Annotated in this window: 19 protein-coding genes; 4 read left to right on the top strand and 15 right to left on the bottom strand. The window is 39.5% G+C overall.

Going from position 1 to position 21,300, the window contains the following annotated elements; genetic code table 11:
- Positions 1-26: 26 nt before the first annotated feature.
- On the top strand, positions 27-245 hold the full coding sequence (locus HMPREF2731_RS15490) for a hypothetical protein (protein WP_002308907.1): 219 nt from the start codon (positions 27-29) through the stop codon (positions 243-245).
- Positions 246-352: 107 nt separating this feature from the next.
- Here HMPREF2731_RS15490 and rbfA read toward each other — a convergent pair whose 3' ends face one another.
- From rbfA to rpsB, 15 genes are all read right to left on the bottom strand, one after another.
- Positions 353-700 (bottom strand): 30S ribosome-binding factor RbfA, encoded by a 348-nt coding sequence (gene rbfA, locus HMPREF2731_RS04065; protein ID WP_002308906.1) that lies wholly within the window; start codon positions 698-700, stop codon positions 353-355.
- 25 nt (positions 701-725) lie between these two features.
- Complete coding sequence (gene infB / locus HMPREF2731_RS04070) at positions 726-3,026, bottom strand: translation initiation factor IF-2 (protein ID WP_002314813.1); 2,301 nt, start codon at positions 3,024-3,026, stop codon at positions 726-728.
- 12 nt (positions 3,027-3,038) lie between these two features.
- Entirely contained in the window at positions 3,039-3,350 is a 312-nt protein-coding gene (locus tag HMPREF2731_RS04075; RefSeq protein WP_002308904.1) for a YlxQ-related RNA-binding protein, read from the bottom strand.
- Positions 3,347-3,640 (bottom strand): RNase P modulator RnpM, encoded by a 294-nt coding sequence (gene rnpM, locus HMPREF2731_RS04080; RefSeq protein WP_002288501.1) that lies wholly within the window; start codon positions 3,638-3,640, stop codon positions 3,347-3,349. Before rnpM ends, HMPREF2731_RS04075 begins: the two co-directional genes overlap by 4 nt.
- A 21-nt stretch (positions 3,641-3,661) precedes the next feature.
- Complete coding sequence (gene nusA, locus HMPREF2731_RS04085) at positions 3,662-4,837, bottom strand: transcription termination factor NusA (RefSeq protein WP_070872375.1); 1,176 nt, start codon at positions 4,835-4,837, stop codon at positions 3,662-3,664.
- Positions 4,838-4,859: 22 nt separating this feature from the next.
- Positions 4,860-5,333 carry a ribosome maturation factor RimP gene (rimP, locus tag HMPREF2731_RS04090; RefSeq protein WP_002308902.1) on the bottom strand — a complete coding sequence of 158 codons (474 nt, stop codon included), beginning with the start codon at positions 5,331-5,333 and terminating at the stop codon, positions 4,860-4,862.
- A 143-nt stretch (positions 5,334-5,476) separates the two neighbouring features.
- Positions 5,477-9,829: a PolC-type DNA polymerase III gene (locus HMPREF2731_RS04095; RefSeq protein ID WP_070872377.1), complete on the bottom strand. Its 4,353-nt coding sequence runs from the start codon at positions 9,827-9,829 to the stop codon at positions 5,477-5,479.
- Between the two features lie 211 nt (positions 9,830-10,040).
- A complete protein-coding gene (locus HMPREF2731_RS04100) occupies positions 10,041-11,750 on the bottom strand; it encodes a proline--tRNA ligase (RefSeq protein WP_002308900.1) in 1,710 nt (569 codons plus the stop codon).
- A gap of 67 nt (positions 11,751-11,817) precedes the next feature.
- On the bottom strand, positions 11,818-13,086 hold the full coding sequence (gene rseP / locus HMPREF2731_RS04105) for an RIP metalloprotease RseP (RefSeq protein ID WP_002308899.1): 1,269 nt from the start codon (positions 13,084-13,086) through the stop codon (positions 11,818-11,820).
- A gap of 160 nt (positions 13,087-13,246) precedes the next feature.
- On the bottom strand, positions 13,247-14,047 hold the full coding sequence (locus tag HMPREF2731_RS04110; RefSeq protein ID WP_002308898.1) for a phosphatidate cytidylyltransferase: 801 nt from the start codon (positions 14,045-14,047) through the stop codon (positions 13,247-13,249).
- A complete protein-coding gene (locus tag HMPREF2731_RS04115; protein WP_002308897.1) occupies positions 14,044-14,856 on the bottom strand; it encodes an isoprenyl transferase in 813 nt (270 codons plus the stop codon). Before HMPREF2731_RS04115 ends, HMPREF2731_RS04110 begins: the two co-directional genes overlap by 4 nt.
- A 194-nt stretch (positions 14,857-15,050) precedes the next feature.
- Positions 15,051-15,608 (bottom strand): ribosome recycling factor, encoded by a 558-nt coding sequence (gene frr / locus HMPREF2731_RS04120; protein ID WP_002293875.1) that lies wholly within the window; start codon positions 15,606-15,608, stop codon positions 15,051-15,053.
- A gap of 2 nt (positions 15,609-15,610) precedes the next feature.
- Positions 15,611-16,333: a UMP kinase gene (gene pyrH, locus HMPREF2731_RS04125; RefSeq protein ID WP_002293877.1), complete on the bottom strand. Its 723-nt coding sequence runs from the start codon at positions 16,331-16,333 to the stop codon at positions 15,611-15,613.
- Between the two features lie 135 nt (positions 16,334-16,468).
- Positions 16,469-17,350, bottom strand: coding sequence for a translation elongation factor Ts (gene tsf, locus HMPREF2731_RS04130; protein ID WP_002293878.1), 882 nt, complete (start codon positions 17,348-17,350; stop codon positions 16,469-16,471).
- Positions 17,351-17,447: 97 nt separating this feature from the next.
- Complete coding sequence (gene rpsB / locus HMPREF2731_RS04135) at positions 17,448-18,230, bottom strand: 30S ribosomal protein S2 (protein WP_002293880.1); 783 nt, start codon at positions 18,228-18,230, stop codon at positions 17,448-17,450.
- A 358-nt stretch (positions 18,231-18,588) separates the two neighbouring features.
- Here rpsB and HMPREF2731_RS04140 point away from each other — a divergent pair, with 358 nt between their 5' ends.
- The 3 genes from HMPREF2731_RS04140 to phnX all read left to right on the top strand — a co-directional run bounded on the left by HMPREF2731_RS04140 (position 18,589) and on the right by phnX (position 21,157).
- Entirely contained in the window at positions 18,589-19,068 is a 480-nt protein-coding gene (locus HMPREF2731_RS04140) for an arginine repressor (protein ID WP_002316352.1), read from the top strand.
- Between the two features lie 219 nt (positions 19,069-19,287).
- A complete protein-coding gene (phnW, locus tag HMPREF2731_RS04145) occupies positions 19,288-20,379 on the top strand; it encodes a 2-aminoethylphosphonate--pyruvate transaminase (RefSeq protein WP_070872410.1) in 1,092 nt (363 codons plus the stop codon).
- The gene (gene phnX / locus HMPREF2731_RS04150) at positions 20,372-21,157 is read left to right on the top strand and encodes a phosphonoacetaldehyde hydrolase (protein ID WP_070872379.1); all 786 of its coding nucleotides are present in this window, start codon (positions 20,372-20,374) and stop codon (positions 21,155-21,157) included. The genes phnW and phnX overlap by 8 nt, the downstream gene beginning before the upstream one ends.
- Positions 21,158-21,300: the final 143 nt, after the last annotated feature.

The following is a 21,300-nucleotide window of genomic DNA, read 5'->3' on the forward strand; positions in this document are numbered from 1 at the left end:
TTTTATATCTTGTCAATAACTTCAACGTGATTTTTCTTTTAACTGACGGCAGACCGACAAATTCAAACTTTTATAGTGCAGATTCCACTGATCTTCTAGTTACTTGGCTATATAACCTGACTGTCACTACAATGGATTACAATCTAGCTTCCCTCATCGGTATCTTGATCTTTATCTATATGCAAAAATTTATATACTATAGAAAAAAGAAAGTCGAATTTTTTCTTTTTCTCTTTTTTGGTTAACTGACACGCCGCAAGACTAAAGTCATGGAACTCTTAGGCAATACGTCTTAATGAAAACAAAAAAATCCCGCAACCCCTGATTTCACAGGATTTGCGGGATTTTTTAATTAGTCTTTGTTCAAGTCGCGAAGCAATTCATCGATATGGTTGCCATAGACAACTGATTCATCTAATTCAAAGGACAATTCAGGTGTTTTGTAAATACTTAGATTGTGCCCCAGCTCACGACGAATCAATCCTGATGCTTTATCCAATCCTTCTTGTGCTTTTTTCTTTTCAGAAGCTAAATCAGAAAGGATGCTGTAATAGATTGTTGCTTGTTGAAGATCGCCTGTTACGTGTACATCAGTGATCGTTACATCTTGCACACGAGGATCTCTTACTTTTTTACGTAGGATCGCATTGACTTCTTTTAAGATTTCTTGACCGACTCGGCGATCACGATAGTTAGCCATAATGATTGGCCTCCTTTATCAGTTTTTAGTCATTTTTGACTTCTTCCATGATAAACCCTTCAATTACGTCATCTACTTTGATGTCATTGAATTTTTCAATCATAGCACCGCATTCATAGCCCATTTTGACTTCTTTTACGTCATCTTTGAAACGTTTCAAACTTGCCAATTGGCCTTCGTAGATAACGATACCGTCACGGATCACACGGACGCCGCTGTCTCTGCGGATATAGCCTTCTGTTACATATGCACCAGCGATTGTGCCTACTTTGGATACTTTGAATGTTTCACGTACAATCATTTGACCAGTGATTTTTTCTTCAAATTCAGGATCTAGCATTCCTTTCATCGCTGTTTCGATTTCATCAATAGCTTTATAAATGATACGGTGTAAGCGAATGTCTACTTCTTCAGCTTCTGCTTGCGCTTTTGCTTGAGGTGTAGGACGGACGTTAAATCCAATGATAATCGCATTACTTGCTGCTGCAAGTGTTACGTCACTTTCATTGATTGCACCTACCGCTGAATGGACGATTTTCACACGTACACCTTCAACTTCGATTTTTTTCAGTGAGGCAGCTAATGCTTCTGCTGAACCTTGAACGTCGGCTTTAATAATGACGTTAACTTCTTTTAGCTCGCCTTCTTTCAAGCTTTCAAACAAGTTGTCCAAGGTTACACGGCTGCTTGCAGCACGGTTTTCCAATAATGCACGTTTTGCGCGTTCTTCACCCGCTGCACGTGCTGTCTTTTCGTCTTCGAAGACTACGAAACGGTCACCTGCTTGAGGTACATCATTCAAGCCAGTGATTTCTACTGGCGTTGCAGGTCCTGCTTCTTTATCGCGACGGCCAAGATCGTTTGTCATTACACGGACACGTCCGTAAGTATTACCGACAACGATTGGGTCACCAACATGAAGTGTTCCTTCTTGGACAAGTAAGGTTGACACAGGACCTTTACCTTTATCAAGACGTGCTTCGATCACTGTTCCGATTGCGCGTTGTGTTGGATCTGCTTTTAAATCTTCTACTTCTGCGACTAACAGAATCATTTCCAGCAATTCTTCGATGTTTTGGCCGAATTTCGCTGAGATCTCAACAAAGATCGTTTCTCCACCCCATGCTTCAGGAATTAACTCATACTCACTTAATTCTTGCATAACATGTTGAGGGTTTGCACCTGGTTTATCAATTTTGTTTACAGCGACGATAATTGGAACGCCTGCTGCTTTGGCATGGTTGATTGCTTCAACGGTTTGCGGCATGACACCGTCATCTGCAGCGACAACTAAAATCGTGATATCTGTGATACTTGCTCCACGTGCACGCATACTTGTAAAGGCCGCATGTCCTGGTGTATCCAAGAAAGTGATTGGTTTGCCATCGATATCAATCTGGTAGGCGCCGATATGCTGCGTGATTCCGCCGGCTTCGCCGCTTGTTACACGTGAATGGCGCAATGTATCCAATAAGGTTGTTTTCCCGTGGTCTACGTGTCCCATAATCGTTACTACTGGCGGACGTGAGACTAATTTATCTGGATCAACTTCTTCCGACTCGAAGAATTTATCGATATCTGCAATATCAACTTGGACTTTTTCTTGTGGTTCCATACCATAGTCCGTAGCTAACAGTTCAATCGTATCTTTATCCAGTGCTTGGTTTTGATTGACCATGACGCCAAGCATAAATAATTTTTTAATGATTTCTGCTGGCTCACGATGAATTTTTTTCGCGATGTCTGCTACGTTCATGCCTTCAGTATACTCTAATACATCTGGCAATTCACGGAATTTGCGTGGTGGTACAGCTGGCTTAGTTGATTGTTGCTGTTTGCCTTTTTTACCCTTTTTATTATAACGATTACGGTTGTTATTATTAAATTTGCCGCGATTGTTATTGTTTGGTTTGTTGTTGGTACGGTTTTGATTGCCGCCTTGGCTCGTTCCTGGACGATTTTGACTGCTAGTATTCCCCGTATTATTTTGGTTTGTTGTTGGTTTTTTTCCTTGATTCACTTGACCGCTCCCTTGACCGCGATCTTGATAACTGCGGTTATTTTTATTTTTTTGTTGATTATTTGTTGCTTCTTTTTTACGTTGATCGTTCGGCTGTTGATTGGCTGGTTTTCTGCTTGCTTGTTGTGCAGCTTGTTGTTTCGTGCTTGGGTTTTTGAACGCTTGTTGCAATTTCTTCTCATCACTGCTAGTAATCGCACCCATATGGTTTTTCACATCGATGCCAAGTTGTTGTGCTTTTTCCACGACGTCTTTACTAGATTTTTTGAGTTCTTTTGCTAATTCATAGATTCTTTTATTGCCCATGCAATCACCTTCCTAACCTTCAATTAGCTCCTTGGTCTTCTTCGCAAATCCGGCATCCATTATTCCGAATACCTTGCGAGGTTTTCCGATCATCTGCGTGATTTCTGCTTCAGAAAATAGCTCAAAGCAAGGAACTTCATAGTATGAACTCTTATCTTTTATCTTTTTTCTTGTATTCTCACTTGCATCTGTTGCCACAAAAACCAATTTTGCTTTTTGTTTGCGGATTTCAGCTATGGTCAGTTCTTCGCCCGTAATCAGTTTTCCCGCGCGCATCGCCAGACCCATGAGATTCATGACTTTTTGCCGATTGACTGTATTCATTTTCCAAATAACTCTTTACGTGCTTTTTGGTGAGTGACATAGTCAAGAAGTTCTTGATAAAACTCATCTGTTAAAGTTGTTTCGAGTACTCGATCGAGAATTTTTTTATCCCAAGCTTGTTGTACTTCTTCCGGCTCAAGTGAGACATACGCTCCTCGTCCAGGCATTTTTCCAGTTGGATCGATCGATACTTCCCCTTCTTTTGAACGGGTGATTCGGACCATCTCTTTTTTAGGTTTCATTTCACCTGAAACCACGGATTTGCGTAAAGGAATTTTCCTTTGTTTCATCTCTTTGCCTCCTTACTAAAGTTAGGCTTCTGGTTTTTCTTCGACCGTTTCATTATTGAACGCAATTGCTTCATACTCATCGTCTGTCAAATCTGACTGAACGATTGCTTCGTCATGCAATTCTTCTGTTTCCTTTTGTTGTTCTTGTTTTTCATAAAATTCCGCCATATCAGATTCTGATTTGATATCGATTTTATGGTTAGTCAATTTAGCAGCTAAACGTGCGTTTTGTCCACGTTTACCGATTGCTAACGATAATTGATAGTCTGGAACGACAACTGTGCAAGCTTTAGGATTGGTTTCATCAAAAATCACATCCATGACTTGTGCAGGATTCAATGCATTTGCAATGAATACAGCTGGGTCTTCATTCCATTCAACAATATCCATGTTTTCGCCTTTTAATTCATTGACGATTGCTTGGACACGTTGTCCTTTTGGCCCAACACATGTACCGACTGCATCGATATTCTGATCATTTGAACGGACAGCTACTTTTGATCGATCGCCGGCTTCACGGGCAATGCTGACGATTTCAACGATTCCATCATAAACTTCTGGGACTTCTTGCTCAAATAAGCGACGCAATAAATCTGGATGGCTGCGGCTAACAAATACTTGCGGACCTTTAGACGTATTTTCTACTCGAGAAACATAGACTTTGATACGATCGTGAGGTTGGTAAAATTCGTTTGGCATTTGATCTTGTTTAGAAAGAACTGCTTCTATTTTGCCAAGGTTGACATAAATATAACGTTTATCCTGACGTTCGACGATTCCTTGCATGATGTCTTTTTCATAAGCACTGAATTCGTTATAAATGATCGTTCTTTCTGCTTCACGTACACGCTGCAAGATAACTTGTTTAGCTGTTTGCGCGGCGATCCGCCCAAAATCTTTTGGTGTGACTTCAAAACGGATCGTATCACCAATCTCATATGCTGGATTAATCAAAAGTGCATCTTTCAATGAGACTTCCAACTGTGAATCCATCACTTCTTCCGTTACTTCTTTTACTGCATAGACATGGATCTTTCCTTTTTTCTGATCAAATTCCACTTCGACATTTTGTGCTTGACCATAGTGGCGTTTGTATGCAGAAACCAATGCTGCTTCTAAAGCATCGATCACGATTTCTTTTGAGATCCCTTTTTCAGCTTCTAAAGCGTCTAACGCATTTAACATTTCTTTACTCATTTTTTCTGATTCCTCTCCGTGATTAAAATTGGATAGCTAAGCGAGCTTTTGCAATATTTTTTCGGTCAAAAGTCAATTCTTTTTCTCGTGTTTTTATGCGTATTTTCAATGTAAGCTGTTCAGCATCAAATGATTGAAGAAATCCTTCGTATTGTTTTTCGCCATCTACTGGTTGGTATAAGGAGACATGGACATAATCGCCAAGTGCCTTTTCATAGTCGCTTTCTTTTTTCAATGGCCGCTCTGCTCCAGGGGAGGATACCTCCAGGAAATAAGCTTGAGGAATCGGATCTGGATCTGCTGCATCAAGTTTTTCGCTCAGTTTCTCACTGACAAAGGCACATTCTTCGATATCGATTCCGCCTTCTTTGTCAATAAATACTCGTAAGAACCAACTTTTTCCTTCTTTTACAAATTCGACTTCGACAAGTTCAAAATGTTGTTCATCTAAAATCGGTGTCACCATTTCTGTGACTGTTTCAACGACGCTACTCAAAAGTTTCGCCTCCTTAAAAATTAAATACGTAATTCCATTAAAAAGAGTGAGCGAAAAATCCGCTCACTCACAGTTAGTATCATTACCTATAAAAACTATACCATACTCTGCTTAATATTACAAGCAGACAAGATAACAGATGCTTATAACATATCGAATAACGATAATTGGTTTTCGTCTGGTAAATCTTTCAATACACCATTATCGTTCATATATTCAATCAATGTTTTTGAAACTTTCCCTCGAGTAGCAAGATCTTCTTTAGATAAAAATGGACCATCTTTTCTTGCCTCAACGATTTGTTTTGCTACATTGGTCCCCAAACTAGGGACAGCTCTAAATGGCGCAATTAACGTATCTCCTTCGATAACAAAATTAACTGCATCCGATTTGTACAGATCAATCATCCCAAATTTGAATCCTCGTTCTAACATTTCATTGGCTAATTCTAGCACGGTCAGCTGATTTTTTTCTTTTACGGAAGCATCTAGCCCTTTGTCCGTGATTTCTTTCATTGCTTGTTTCACAGCATCTTTTCCTTTGCACATGGAGACTAGATCAAAATCATCCGCACGTACAGAAAAGTATGCACAGTAATACAAAATAGGGAAATAAACTTTAAAATAAGCAACACGAAGAGCCATCAATACATAAGCTGCAGCATGGGCTTTTGGAAACATATACTTGATCTTTGAACAAGAATCGATATACCAATCAGGCACATTATTTTCTTTCATCGCGGATAGATAGGTTTCTCTCAATTCATCAGGAATCTTGTTCCATTGCCCTTTACGAACAGTTTCCATGATCTTAAATGCCATCCCGCTGTCTAATCCAGCATGAATCAAATAAACCATGATATCATCACGACAGCCGATTACTTCCGCCAATGTCGCATCCCCACGTCGAATCAATTCTTCGGCATTTCCTAACCATACATCTGTACCATGAGACAGTCCGGATATTTGAAGTAGTTCTGCAAAAGTTGTAGGATGTGTTTCTTCTAACATTCCTCGAACAAAACGAGTGCCGAATTCTGGAATACCTAATGTTCCTGTTTTAGAATAAATCTGTTCCTGAGTTACCCCTAGTACTTCAGGGCCAGCAAATATCCGCATCACTTCCGGGTCATCTGTAGGAATCGTTTGTGGATCAATCCCTGATAAATCTTGAAGCATCCGTATAACAGTTGGGTCATCGTGTCCTAGAATATCCAATTTCAATACATTGTCGTGGATTGAGTGAAAATCAAAATGGGTCGTTTTCCATTCCGAATTTTGATCGTCTGCTGGATATTGGATCGGCGTAAAATCGTAGACATCCATATAATCTGGAATAACGATAATCCCCCCAGGATGCTGACCAGTTGTCCGTTTGACTCCTGTTGCACCCTTTGCCAATCTGTCGACTTCTGCACTTCGAAACTGCAGATTATTGTCCCTTTCATAACCTTTTACATAGCCATATGCTGTTTTATCGGCGACTGTACCAATCGTTCCGGCACGGTAAACATAGTCTTCACCAAACAATACTTTCGTATAGTTATGTGCTTCTGCTTGATAATCACCTGAGAAGTTCAAATCAATATCGGGCACTTTGTCTCCATGGAATCCTAAAAATGTCTCAAATGGGATATCATGACCATCTTTATTTAAGCGTGCACCACATTTTGGACATTGTTTTTCTGGCATATCAAATCCAGAACCGTACGTGCCATCTTCAAAGAACTCGGAATATTGGCACTCTGGACAGTAATAATGGGGAGCTAAAGGATTCACTTCAGTGATCCCAGTCATCGTTGCAACAAAGCTAGAGCCAACAGAGCCACGTGAACCTACTAGATAGCCATCTTCATTACTTTTATGCACAAGTTTTTGGGCGATCAGATAAATAACCGAGAAGCCATTACCATTAATAGAGTTCAACTCTTTTTCTAATCGTTTTTGGATAATTTCAGGTAACGGATCTCCGTACATTTGTTTTGCTTTTGTGTAACTCAATTCTGATATCTCATCTTCTGAACCTGGAATCTTCGGTGTATAAAGTTCATCTTTGACTGGAATCACTTCTTCGCAGATATCTGCGATTTTATTCGTGTTATCCACTACAATCTCTTTTGCTGTTTCTTCCCCTAAAAAGTGAAAAGCGGTGAGCATCTCATCAGTTGTTCGGAAATGGACATCTGGCAAACTATGACGATTCAACGGATTCGCTCCGCCCATAGAATTGATCAAAATTTTTCGGTAAATGGCATCTTCTTCGTTGAGATAATGAACGTTGCCTGTTGCAACAACGATTTTATCCAAACTTTTTCCGATTTCTACCAAGTTTTGGATAATTTCTTCCAAATCATGTTCATTTTTTACCAATTCTTGCTCGATCAAAGGTGCATAGACCGCTTTTGGCATAACTTCAATATAATCGTAGAATTTTGCTCGGTTTCTTGCCTCTTCTACCCCTTTTTGCATCATGGCTTCGAAGATTTCTCCCTTATCACAAGCTGAGCCGATCAATAGATTTTCACGCATCTTTTTCAATTGGGAGCGTGGTATTCGCGGGACACGTTCGAAGTATTCGACATTCGACATTGAAATCAGTTTGAACAAATCTTTCAGTCCTGCCTGATTCTTTGCTAAAATCGTTACATGGAAAGGTCGGGCTCGTTTGTAAGAATCTCCTTCTCCGATATGCTTATTTAGCTGATCATGATAAAGCATGTGATGATTGTCCATTGCTTCTTTGACAAAAATCCAAGCTAAGTGACCTGTTGCTTCAGCATCATAGATTGCTCGGTGATGCTGTTCCAAGCTGACACCAAATTTTTTGGATAACACACCTAATCCGAAACGTTTGAATTGCGGATACAGATATCTGGCTAATTCTAAGGTATCAATAACTGGATTAGTTGCTTCAGGAATGCCATATCTTGCGTAGCTAGTATTCAAGAACCCCATATCAAAAGCCGCGTTGTGTGCTACCAGAATTGTACCTTTTGAAAACTCAAGGAACATCCGCAAGACTTCTTCTTCTGACTTCGATCCTCGAACCATTTCATCCGTAATACCTGTCAAATCCACCGTTGTTCGGGATAAAGGATGTCCTGGATCGATAAATTCATCAAAGCTTTCGATCACATTTCCTTTGTACATTTTGACTGCAGCGAGCTCGATGATGGTATCGTATACCGCAGACAATCCTGTCGTTTCCACGTCAAATACGACATATGTGGCTTCGTTTAATGCTTCATGCGCATCATTATAAGCAATAGGTACGCCATCATCTACGACATTCGCTTCCACACCGTATAAGATTTTCACGCCTGCTTTTTTCCCGGCACTATGAGCTTCTGGAAAGGCTTGTGCGCCACCATGGTCCGTAATGGCGATGGCACGGTGTCCCCATTTTCCTGCTTGTGCCACCAGATCAGAAATGCTATTCGTTGCATCCATCGTACTCATATTGCTGTGAACATGAAGTTCTACCCGTTTTTCCCCTTCAGGAGCATAATCTTTACGAGGGGTGTGTTTGACTTCAACGATATCTTGCGCATTCATGACCAAATCACGGACAAACGTATCTTCTTGGATACTTCCACGTACCTTTAACCAGCTTCCGACACTGATCGCATCAAATATCTGTTCATCTTTTTCGCCATTTGAGAATTTTTTGACGATAAATGATGAAGTATAATCTGTGATTTTCAAAGTCAAGATCTTGCGTTTTGAGCGTAGTTCTCTGACTTCTTTATCGAACACATACCCTTCAAGAGTGACCCGTCGTTCTTCTTCGACGATATTGATCATTGGTGTTGTGGGCTCATCTGCTGGAATATTTCGTCCTAGCTGGATGGGTCCTTCAAGAGCTGGTGACTGTTCTTTTCTTTCTTTTTTCTTTTGCTCATGAACAACTAGACTTTCAGCTGCTTGCTTCATAAAGGCTTCTGCCTGTTCTTGTTTACGTTCTTCAAAAAGTTTCAATACACGTTCCGCTTGCTGCTCATCCACTTCTGGTTCGATACGAAATTTCGGGAATCCGTAACTGACGAACAACTCTTCTACTAATGGTAAGTATTGCTGTTTCAAATATGAAATAGCCCCTGTACTGTCGATTGGCAAGATGACTTTACGATCTTTTATCACAGGTACTTGCGTTTTCAATACTTGCTGTGCTAGTGGTGTATCGCATTGCTGATTTTCCAAAGCTTGGGCCCAGTAATCTTGCAAGAGCTGTTCATCGAATGTCTGGTCATCTGCTAAGATATTCAATTTGACTTGTGCAATCTCTTTAAAAGCGACAGTCAGATGCTGAGCCAATGAACGATACAGCATAATAGGCAAAATTTTAGAAAAATGCAGCGTAAATTCCCATAAACGCGATTTACGATGGACCACTACACTATCCATTTCACCAGCAGTAAGCAGTGGATGATTTTTTTCTGCTTCCTCTAGTTGGATTTGTTCCAACAGTTTTTCAAATAAATCTCGTTTTTCTGACAAAGATATACGCCCTTTCTGATGAGAAACTATGCAATTGATTGCATCGTATCCTCTTCTTTTTCAGTACCCTTTAGTATACTCGTTTTTTCTGAGTTTTACATTAAAAAATTGGAACTGTGATTCACATCACAGTTCCAATTTTAAAAGCGAAACATCAGGTTGTCAAAAACAGCTGATTCAGCTATTTTACTTTTCTGTGTTTTAACGCTTATTATTCCCCTTGGTTCAAGAGGATTGGTAAAGTATTCGCCAATTCTTCTTTACGTACTTCAACCATTTCGCCAGTTTTCTTGATTTTCACTTCTACGATTCCTTCTACTGCTTTTTTACCGACAGTAATTCTGATTGGACAGCCAATCAAATCAGAATCCGCGAATTTCACTCCTGCGCGTTCATTTCTGTCATCAACCAGTACTTCATAGCCAGCTTTTGTCATCGCTTCTTCTAGTTCATTCGTCAAGTTTGTTTGGTATTCGTCTTTTAGATTCATTTGGACGATATGCAGATCAAATGGCGCAATTCCTTTTGGCCAATTGATTCCTTGTTCATCTGAATGTTGTTCTACGATTGCTGATAATAAACGGCTCACACCGATACCATAACAGCCCATAATCACAAATTTTTCCCGTCCGTTTTCGTCTAGAACGGTTGCCCCCATAGATTCACTGTAACGAGTGCCAATTTTGAAGATATGTCCGATTTCGATTCCTCGAGTAAAGGCAAGAACACCGTTGTTGTCTGGTGAAGGATCTCCTTCTTGTACAAAACGAAGATCTTCATAAGAAAGCACAGTGAAATCGCGTTCTGGATTCACATTTTTATAGTGGAAGCCTGTTTCGTTCGCTCCAGTAATGGCATTCGCTAAATCTTGGACATAACGGTCTGCATATACTTTTACATCCTCTGAAACACCGATTGGTCCGACAGAACCAAACTCAGCACCTAGATATTTTTGTGCTTCTTCTTCCGTCGCTTCTTCTAAAAAGTCAGCAGATAGATAGTTTTTCAGTTTTACGTCATTGACTTCATGGTCTCCGCGTACCAAAACAAGGACAGGTTGTTCATCCGCAATGAACAATACAGACTTGATGATTTTTTGAGGTTCAACAGAAAAGAAATCTGCTACTTCGTCAATTGATTTTACGTTAGGTGTAGCTACTTTCTCTAATTCAAGCTGTGTTTCATGCGATTTTTTTGACACATAGTAGCTTGTAGCCATCTCCAAGTTTGCAGCATAATCACTTTCAGTCGAATAACAAATCGTATCCTCCCCGATCTCTGAGATCGCCATGAATTCCTTTGAGTCTTTCCCGCCCATTGCGCCACCGTCTCCGATGATCGAACGAAATTCCAAACCGCAACGCTTAAAGACTTCGGTATAGGCTTTTTCATAATCTTTATACGTTTCGTCTAAACTTTCTTCCGTTGCATGGAAAGAATATGCATCTTTCATGATAAACTCACGTCCGCGAAGCAAACCAAAGCGAGGACGTTTTTCGTCACGATACTTAGGTTGGATTTGATAAAGATTCAAAGGTAATTTCTTATATGAATTAATTTCATTACGCATCAAATCAGTAAAAGTCTCTTCGTGAGTTGGTCCAAGAATCATTTTTCGATCATTACGGTCCTTGAAACGATACAAGTTTGGACCATATGTTTCGTAACGTCCTGACTCTTCCCAAAGTTCTGCTGGCAAGATAGCAGGCATCAGCATCTCTACCGCACCGATTTTTTCAAATTCTTCCCGCATGATACGTTTCAGCTTTTCTAATACACGATTTGCTAATGGCAGATAAGAATAGATACCCGCTGATACTTGACGGATATATCCAGCTCTTAGCAAGATTTGATGACTTAATACTTCTGCATCATTTGGAACTTCACGTAATGTTGGAATCAACATTTTTGATTGTCTCATTCTATATACTCCTTTATTTCCTCAAAATAGTTATCGTTTGTTATTATACCCTATTTGTCAACTTTTTCTAGAAAAAGAATCGTTGAATATCGTTCCATGTAACTAGCACCATCAACAACATTAAAAATCCAAAGCCAGCTAATGTCAATATTCCTTCTTTTTCTTGACTTAATGGTTTCCCACGAATCCCTTCAAAAATATTCAACACTAATTTCCCACCATCTAAGGCAGGGATCGGAAGCAGATTGACGATTCCAAGGTTCATTGAAAGAAGCGCCATCAAACCAATAACAGTTGTTACACCTTGGTTTGCTGCTTCTGAAGATAATTGGTACATCATAACAGGTCCGCCTAATTTATCTAAACTAAAACCTGTAAACAGTGATCCTAAGGCTTTGAAAATTTCCAATGAACCGCTAAAAGCTTGACGTGTTCCGCCGATGATCTTATCCATAAAACCTGTATTCATTGGGGCTTGTATGCCAAGTTGGCCAACTTTTTCGCCATTTGACTCTACCGATTTCGGTGTCACGTCGACAGATTGCATCTTACCTTCTCGTTCGATCTCAAAATCTAATGTTTTACCTGGATTTTTCGTGATGACTGTTGTCAAATCGTTCCAAGTGTGGATTTCTTTACCGTCCACGCTAACTACCTTATCATTTTCTTTTAAGCCTGCTTCTGCCGCAGCACCATTAGGGATAATCTCTCCTACACGATTAGTATTTGTCACTTGAACACCGCCTTGCATGAATGCAAGAATAATAAATAACACGATTGCCAAGATAAAGTTATTCATTGGACCGGCAAAATTGGTCAGCATACGCTGCCACAGTTTAGCCGATTGGAACTGTACATCTTTTGGTGCAATTCTGATTTCTGTTCCGTCGGTTTCAATAATCGTCGCATCGTGATCGACAGGATAGGTCACTACTTCTGTTTCATCTCCATTCACATAACCAGTGATAGTCAGCTCATCTTCTAAATCATAACGGCTCAATTCCATTGGGATAGCATTTGTCAATTGGATTTTCTTACTTAAATTTATCTTCTCTACGATGCCGTCAGAATTTAGTAAAAGAGAAAGAGGCATACCTGGTGCCATTTCTGTTTCATCATCCCCATTGCCTGCCATTCGAACATAACCGCCAATAGGTAATAGGCGAAGCGTATATGTTGTCCCGTCTTTTGCTTGATGCCCATAAATTTTCGGACCCATACCGATAGCAAATTCGCGAACGAGGATTCCTGATCGTTTCGCAAAGAAGAAATGACCAAACTCATGAACAATCACTAATATACCAAAAACAATGATAAATGTTAGTATCGTTTTCATAGCTTTTTTCTCCTTTACTTGTTTTTTGTGTGTTTTTTTAAACAACGTTAAAACACTATAATTTTACCATAGTATACCTAAGACACCAATAGTATCAATAAAATGAGAAACAAAAACCTGCGTCTTTTATGAAAATCACAAAGAAACGCAGGTATACTTACTAAATAATGCCAAATAAATGCATGATAGGAAATACAAACAGCAAGCTATCGAAACGGTCTAAGATTCCCCCGTGGCCCGGTAAGATATTTCCTGAGTCTTTCACATCATAATGGCGTTTGATTGCTGATTCGACCAAATCGCCAAATTGTCCGACTGCCGAAAAAATAATCGTCATCAGAAGCATGACAAACATACCATGATTGAATAGTTCTTTTGCTGGATACAACAATAGATAAAGAAATGCGACTACAACAGCACTTCCGATCCCGCCTAACGCGCCTTCAATCGTTTTGTTCGGTGAAATATCCGGACTTAACTTGTGTTGTCCATAACGACGGCCAACCATATAAGCACCAATATCAGTTGCCCAAACGATAAACAGACCAAAAATCAAAACAGCTAAACTTTCTGTTCGTGCATTGACGAAATTCTGGAAGCCTATTCCTACATACAAACTGACAAGTACTGGGAAACCTGCTTCATCAATCGTATACGTATTTTTAGATATAACTGACGTCCCTAAAAGGATCATAACGATAAGATAAAATAGCATAAATGTACTGACGTTCTCTGGAAGAAAGAAGAACCATCTTTCTTTTGGCAAGACAAGGAGCACTGCACCAATAGCGGATAAAACTCCTTCAAAACTTAGGAGAGTCAATCCTTTCATCCGGAAAAGCTCATAAACTCCTACCACAGCTAAGACTGCTGCGGTAAGCTCAACCGCTATGCCCCCAATCCATATAATCGGAATAAACAAGACAAGCGCCACGGCTGCTGTGATTACACGTTGTTTCATGACTGATCCCCTTTCTCATTTTCTGTTTTTTTTACACCGCCGAATCGACGATCTCGATTTTGATAAGAGGCAATTGCTTCTTCAAGATGTGCACCGTCAAAATCAGGCCAAAGTGCTTTTGTAAAATACAATTCACTATATGCAATCTGCCATAACAGAAAATTACTGATCCGCTCTTCTCCGCTTGTACGGATCATCAACTCAGGATCTTGTAATTCTTTGGGCAAGAAACCTGTCATTAGATGGTTGGCAATCACTTCATCATCGATTTCTTCTGCCTGTATTTCTCCCTTTGCTACTTCTTCAGCAATGTTTTGGACTGCGGTCACGATTTCTGCTCTGCTTCCGTAATTCAAAGCAAAGTTTAACACCATTCCGGTATTGTCTTTTGTTTGCTCAATTGCACGTTTTACAGCGTCTTGCGTCTGTTCTGGTAACACGTTCTCATACCCCATGACATGGACTTTGACGTTTTCTTTGATCAATTCTGGTACGAACGTATCAAAAAAGTCGACAGGTAGTTGCATGAGAAAACTTACTTCATCTTTTGGTCGCTTCCAGTTTTCAGTTGAAAAAGCATAAAGCGTCAATACTTTCACTCCAAGCCTTGATGCTTTCTTTGTGACTTTCTTTACTGTTTCCATACCTTCTTTATGACCAGCGACTCTTGGCAAACGCCGGTTTTGCGCCCAACGACCATTGCCGTCCATGATGATGGCAACGTGTTGAGGAATTGGTCCATCGGCATTAAATTGAAATTCGCTTTTTTCTTGAATATATTTGTTTTTTTGCGGAAAAAAACGTAACATTCTTTTTCCTCCTATACTTAAAAGATTCCCACTATCTTAAGTATTATAGCAATATCTAAACGTTTTTCCTATGAAATCATTGTTTTTTTATTTAAAAACTGAATAATTTTTTCTTTTTTTAATCTTTAAATAAAAGAAACATAAATAAAAACAGAGGAAGCGGAATGATCCGCCCCTCTGTTTTTATGGTTTTATTAAACTTCCAATAATTCTTTTTCTTTATCAGCAGCGATCTTATCTACTTCTTTAATGCTGTTATCTGTCAATGTTTGTACGTCTTTTTCTAGTCCACGCAAATCATCTTCGGTAATGTCACCATTTTTTTGTTGTTTTTTATATTCATCGATTGCATCACGACGGATGTTACGAATCGCGATTTTTGCATTTTCTGCTTCTTTTTTCACATCTTTAGCTAATTCTTTTCTGCGTTCTTCTGTCAGTTGTGGGATAACCAAACGAATAACATTTCCATCATTGGTAGGACTGATTCCGATATCACTTGCCATAATAGCTTTTTCAACATCTTGAAGAATGCTCTTGTCAAAAGGCGTGATCATTAAAACACGTGCTTCTGGGATTTGGATTGACGCCATTTGGTTCAATGGAGTTGGTGCACCGTAATAATTCACAGTGATTCGATCCAAAAGGCTAGCATTCGCGCGGCCTGCGCGGATTTGCCCAAGTTCACGTTGAAGATTTTGTGCTGCTTTTTTCATTTTTTCTTTTGCTTCTGTCATAATTGCATCTGCCATTTTTATTTCCCCCTTACAGTCGTTCCGATATTTTCACCTAAGATTGCTCGGCGAATATTTCCGTGTTCATTTAAATTGAAGACAAGCAATGGAATGTCATTATCCATGCTTAGTGAACTTGCAGTTGAATCCATGACTTGTAATCCTTTAGCAATCACTTCCAGATGAGTCAGTTCTTCAAATTTCACTGCATTTGCATCTACTTTCGGATCAGCAGAATAAACACCGTCTACATTGTTTTTAGCCATCAGGATAACATCTGCGCCGATTTCTGCTGCGCGTAATGCTGCCGTTGTATCTGTCGAGAAGTACGGGTTGCCGGTACCGCCCGCAAAAATAACAATCCGTCCTTTTTCTAAATGACGTTCTGCTTTACGGCGAATGTATGGCTCTGCGATTTGACGCATTTCAATCGAAGTTTGCACGCGTGTCGGTACACCCACGTTTTCCAACGTATCCTGTAAAGCTAAGGCATTCATAACTGTAGCTAACATACCCATGTAATCAGCTTGAGCGCGTTCCATGCCCATTTGTGCTCCGATTTGTCCGCGCCAGATATTTCCGCCACCCACAACGATTGCCATTTCAACGCCCAGTTCGTGAACTTCTTTGATTTCTTGGATGATTTCTTTGATTACTGGTGGTTTGATTCCAAATCCTGCATCCCCAGCTAAAGCTTCTCCACTCAATTTTAAGACTACACGCTGATATTTCGGTGTGACCATGTTCATTCCTCCAATATTTTCTATTGCCATTTTACCATACTTAGATGATTTCGACACGCTAAGCCTGGTTTTTCTTGTTTTGCTTAAAAAAAGGGAGCGCACAAAGCGTGCGTTCCCGTCTGTCATTCAACAGAATTATTTTTTCACTTGGCTCATAACTTCTTCTACAAAGTTATCTTCGCGTTTTTCGATACCTTCGCCAACTTCGAAACGTACGAATGTTTTAACAGTTGCGCCTTTTGAAGCAACGTATTTTTCAACAGTCATATCAGGATCTTTAACGAATGGTTGGTCAACCAAAGCGATTTCTGCTTTGAATTTCTTCAAGCGTCCTTCTACCATTTTTTCAACGATATTCGCTGGTTTGCCTTCATTCAATGCTTGTTCTGTAAGAACAGTTTTTTCATGTTCTAATTCAGCTTCTGGAATTTGTGATTCGTTTACATAGCGAGGATTGATAGCTGCTACGTGCATAGCTACATCTCTTGCAACTGTTTCATCTGTTGTTCCGTCTAGAACAGTCAATACAGCAATACGTCCGCCCATATGCAAGTATCCGCCAAATGCAGCATTGTCGTCTTTTTCTACAACTTCAAAGCGACGGAAGCTGATTTTTTCTCCGATAACTTGAGTTGCTTCGATCAAATCAGATTCAATCGTTCCTTTATCTGTTTTGATTTTCATTGCAGCTTCCATGTCTGCTGGTTTGTTTTCAGCAACAAGTTCTGCGATTTCTTTTACTAAGTCTTGGAACATTTCATTTTTAGATACAAAGTCTGTTTCTGAGTTTACTTCAACGATTGCTGCAGTGTTACCTTTCACAGCAACTGAAGCTAATCCTTCAGCGGCAATGCGGTCATTTTTCTTTGCAGCCTTTGCCATTCCTTTTTCACGTAAAAGATCAACTGCTTTTTCCATATCGCCTTCTACTTCAACTAATGCTTTTTTCGCATCCATCATTCCTACGCCAGTCATTTCGCGTAGTTCTTTTACCATTTTAGCTGTAACGTCTGCCATGTTTAACTCCTCCTGTGTGTGTTCTTTTTAAAAAAAGCTGTTTCAAAGGAGAGTGAGGCTTGTCGCCCAGCCTTTGAAACAGCTCCATCATTCAAAATTATTCTGCTGAAGAATTGTCGCCTTCAACAACATCTACGATTTCTTCGATTGATGTTGCTGTGTTTTCTTCTGTGAAATCTTCTTCAACTACTTGATCTTCACCTTGGTTTCCTTCGATGAAAGCATCAGCCATTTTTGAAGTAATCAATTTAACGGCACGAATGGCATCGTCGTTTGAAGGGATTACTACGTCGATTTCATCTGGATCGCAGTTTGTATCAACCATAGCTACGATTGGGATATTTAATTTGTGTGCTTCTTGAACAGCAATACGTTCTTTACGTGGGTCAACGATGTACATTACATCTGGGATTCTTGGCATATCAGCGATACCGCCTAAGAATTTTTCAAGACGTTCGCGTTCTTTGTTCAAACCAGCAACTTCTTTTTTAGGTAGAACTTCAAAAGTTCCATCTTCTTCCATTGCATTGATTTGTTTCAAACGGCTGATACGTTTTTGGATAGTATCCCAGTTTGTCAATGTTCCGCCTAACCAACGATGGTTAACGAAGTATTGTCCTGCACGAGTTGCTTCTTCTTTGATTGCTTCTTGTGCTTGTTTTTTTGTACCTACGAATAATGCTACGCCGCCTTCTTCAGCAACGCTCTTCATGTAATCATAAGCTGCATCTACTAATTTAACTGTTTTTTGTAAGTCAATGATGTAGATTCCGTTTCTTTCTGTGAAGATATATTTCTTCATTTTTGGGTTCCAGCGACGAGTTTGGTGACCAAAGTGTACGCCGGCTTCTAGTAATTGTTTCATAGAAATTACTGCCATGTTTGTTTCCTCCGATTTGGTTTTATTTTCCCTCTTCTTATCTTCTACCTTGCCGGCAAACTTTTTCAAGCACCTACCGACAATCCAATAAGAATGTGGATTTGCTGATGCATAAAGCACCCTCAGCTATTATACAGACAAAAGATCCATATCGCAAGAGCAAATGTACTTTTCTGCTCAACATTCAATAGTTTACCTGAAAGACAAAAAGAATTCAAGAAAAACAGTAGATTTCTCTTTGTTTCTTTATTCTCTTTTTTCCATAAAATAATTTTAGATATAAAAGACGAATATTATTGGGCAATCCTTCTTTTTTTTGTTATGATACATGTGAAATCTTTCGTAAAGGAGAAAGAAAATGCGCAAAGCTCAAAGACATTTGCTGATTAAACAAGTCATTGAAGAATTCCCGATCCGTACGCAAGAAGAACTATTAAACAAACTTGGGCATTATGGCGTTACCGCAACGCAAGCAACGATTTCTCGAGATATACGTGATCTGAAAATCGTGAAGGCACCTGATGAAAACGGTATTTCCCGCTTTGTGTTGTTTCGCGAAAAAGGTACTCCTGATACTAAGACTGAAGAAGAGGATCGGCTGATTCAAATGATTGAAGACATTGTGTTGAAAGTCGAACGAGTCCACTTTTTGACAATCGTTAATACCTTGCCAGACAATGCTCATTTATTTGCATCTGTTTTAGATGAGATCAAGCCTCCTCCTATCGTCAGTACGATTGCTGGATTTGATACGATCATGATTATCTCAGAAAATGAGGAGGATGCAAAACGAGTAGAAGAATTTCTTCACCATCCGACTGAAGTATCACTTTTTTAATCAGAGCACGTGTTCCTAATAAGGAATGCGTGTTTTTTTATTTTCAATATTTTCCTTGTTAAATAAACCTTTACACTCTTTACAAAAATACATCAGTTTTTATTTAAAATTTTCATAACTTTGATTAAATCACAATACTCATCATTTATATTGGATGTTAGCAAGAGCAGAGTCTTGCTCTTTGTGTATGTCAATAAAAAAGAAATGAAAGGAAATCGCATGTATAAATTATTAACGCCTGGACCATTAACGACTTCTGAAACAGTGAAAAAAGCGATGCTGACCGATCATTGTACCTGGGATCAAGAATACAAAGAGATGACACAATGGATAAGAAAAAAATTGCTGGAGCTTGTTCAAGTACCGGAAAAACTATACACAACGGTCTTGATGCAAGGCAGCGGCTCCTTTGGGGTAGAATCTGTTTTAAGTACTGTGATTAGACCAGAAGATACTTTGCTGATTTGTTCAAATGGCGCATACGGTCAACGAATGGTTGCCATGTGCAAATATCTGCAACTAAACTATGCAGTTTATGAAGTACCTGAACACCAAATCCCCCAAGCACATATGATTACACAGTTGATTGAAGAGAATCCGTCTATCTCCGCACTTGCAATGGTCCATAGCGAGACTACTTCCGGTATTTTAAATGATTTGGAAGAAATTTCTGCTGTCGTACAGGAAAGAGATCTTTTGTTTATAGTAGATGCGATGTCTAGCTTTGGTGGGATACCGATTCATGTAGCGGAACTAGGGATCGATTTTTTGATTTCTAGCTCAAATAAATGTATTCAAGGTGTTCCAGGTTTTTCTTTTGTACTTGCTAATAAAGTGGAACTAGAAAAGCGAAAAAATGTGAGTCGAAGTTTGTCACTTGATCTGTATGACCAGTATCGCGTGATGGAAAACGAGAATGGCAAATGGCGTTTCACTTCCCCTACTCATACGGTTTTGGCTTTTCAACAGGCATTGAAGGAACTAGAGCTAGAAGGAGGGATCGAAACTCGATATTCACGTTATCTCGCCAATAATCATGTGCTACGACAAAAAATGACAGAGATGGGATTCCAGCCTTTCATCCAAGAGTATCAGGGGCCATTCATTACCTCTTTTCTTTACCCTAAAGACTGGCGATTTGATTTCAATCATTTCTATCAGCATTTAAAACAAAACGGATTTGTGATCTATCCTGGGAAGATCAGCGATCATGAATGTTTTCGTATCGGTAATATTGGCGAGATTTATCCAGAAGACATTTTAGAACTGACAGCAATTATCAAAGACTATAAGGAGAACATTAATGATTAAAACTGTAATTTTTGATTGGGCAGGAACAACTGTGGACTTTGGCTGTATGGCTCCTGTCCACGCTTTTAGAAATGCTTTTCTAGAAAAAGGGATCCAACTGACTGACAAAAAGATCCGCGAACCGATGGGAAAATTAAAATGGGATCATATCCAACAGCTTCTTTCCCTCCCTTCTGTCAAAGAACAATGGATAGCGATTCATGGACAACTACCTCAGGAAAAAGAGGTAGAGGAATTGTATCAGCAATTTGAACATTATCTGTTTAAAGATTTGGCCCAGCATTCTACCTTGAAACCCGACACATTGGAAACGGTCGAGCAGTTGAGAAGCGCTGGGATCAATATTGGTTCCACGACTGGATTTACTGCTCCTATGATGGCAATCGTAGCAGAAACCGCAAAAAAAGAAGGGTATTCACCAGACTTCATGGCAACTTCTGAAGACGTCGAAGGATATGGACGACCATTTCCTTATATGATTCATAAAAACATACAACATTTCAAAAACAAGTCGGTTGATGAAGTAATCAAAGTTGGAGATACGGTCTCAGATATCCAAGAAGGAAAAAATGCTGGGGTGTTTACAGTTGGTGTGATTGAAGGTAGTTCGCTGATGGGACTTTCATATGATGCATACCAACAAATAGAGATGGAGGAAAAAGATCGCTTAAAACAGTCTGTTGCTCTTAGATTCCAACAAGCTGGTGCTGATCTTTGCGTAAATAAGTTAAAGGAGTTAACAGAGTACATTTTGTGCGCTGACAAGAATCCAGAATGACTTTTATTCGCAATAAGGGCTGTGACAAAAATATTGTCACAGCCCTTATTGCGAATAAACGGTGTTCTCCTGCCAACTTCTCGGCCACAAGTCACAATATCCAACAAACACGAGAAGCTGTTTTTTGAAATTGTTCCTTGTGA

The sequence above is a fragment of the Enterococcus sp. HMSC072F02 genome (genome assembly GCF_001837725.1).
In the GTDB taxonomy this organism is placed as follows: domain Bacteria; phylum Bacillota; class Bacilli; order Lactobacillales; family Enterococcaceae; genus Enterococcus_B; species Enterococcus_B lactis.

Coding starts and splice junctions, on each gene's coding strand:
- rbfA (WP_002308906.1), bottom strand. CDS start 700: ATGGCTAACTATCGTGATCGCCGAGTCGGTCAAGAAATCTTAAAAGAA.
- HMPREF2731_RS04140 (WP_002316352.1), top strand. CDS start 18,589: ATGCGCAAAGCTCAAAGACATTTGCTGATTAAACAAGTCATTGAAGAA.
- pyrH (WP_002293877.1), bottom strand. CDS start 16,333: ATGGTCACACCGAAATATCAGCGTGTAGTCTTAAAATTGAGTGGAGAA.
- tsf (WP_002293878.1), bottom strand. CDS start 17,350: ATGGCAGACGTTACAGCTAAAATGGTAAAAGAACTACGCGAAATGACT.
- rpsB (WP_002293880.1), bottom strand. CDS start 18,230: ATGGCAGTAATTTCTATGAAACAATTACTAGAAGCCGGCGTACACTTT.
- HMPREF2731_RS04115 (WP_002308897.1), bottom strand. CDS start 14,856: ATGTTACGTTTTTTTCCGCAAAAAAACAAATATATTCAAGAAAAAAGC.
- infB (WP_002314813.1), bottom strand. CDS start 3,026: ATGGGCAATAAAAGAATCTATGAATTAGCAAAAGAACTCAAAAAATCT.
- rseP (WP_002308899.1), bottom strand. CDS start 13,086: ATGAAAACGATACTAACATTTATCATTGTTTTTGGTATATTAGTGATT.
- phnX (WP_070872379.1), top strand. CDS start 20,372: ATGATTAAAACTGTAATTTTTGATTGGGCAGGAACAACTGTGGACTTT.
- frr (WP_002293875.1), bottom strand. CDS start 15,608: ATGGCAGATGCAATTATGACAGAAGCAAAAGAAAAAATGAAAAAAGCA.
- HMPREF2731_RS04100 (WP_002308900.1), bottom strand. CDS start 11,750: ATGAGACAATCAAAAATGTTGATTCCAACATTACGTGAAGTTCCAAAT.
- HMPREF2731_RS04075 (WP_002308904.1), bottom strand. CDS start 3,350: ATGAATACAGTCAATCGGCAAAAAGTCATGAATCTCATGGGTCTGGCG.
- nusA (WP_070872375.1), bottom strand. CDS start 4,837: ATGAGTAAAGAAATGTTAAATGCGTTAGACGCTTTAGAAGCTGAAAAA.
- phnW (WP_070872410.1), top strand. CDS start 19,288: ATGTATAAATTATTAACGCCTGGACCATTAACGACTTCTGAAACAGTG.
- HMPREF2731_RS04110 (WP_002308898.1), bottom strand. CDS start 14,047: ATGAAACAACGTGTAATCACAGCAGCCGTGGCGCTTGTCTTGTTTATT.
- rnpM (WP_002288501.1), bottom strand. CDS start 3,640: ATGAAACAAAGGAAAATTCCTTTACGCAAATCCGTGGTTTCAGGTGAA.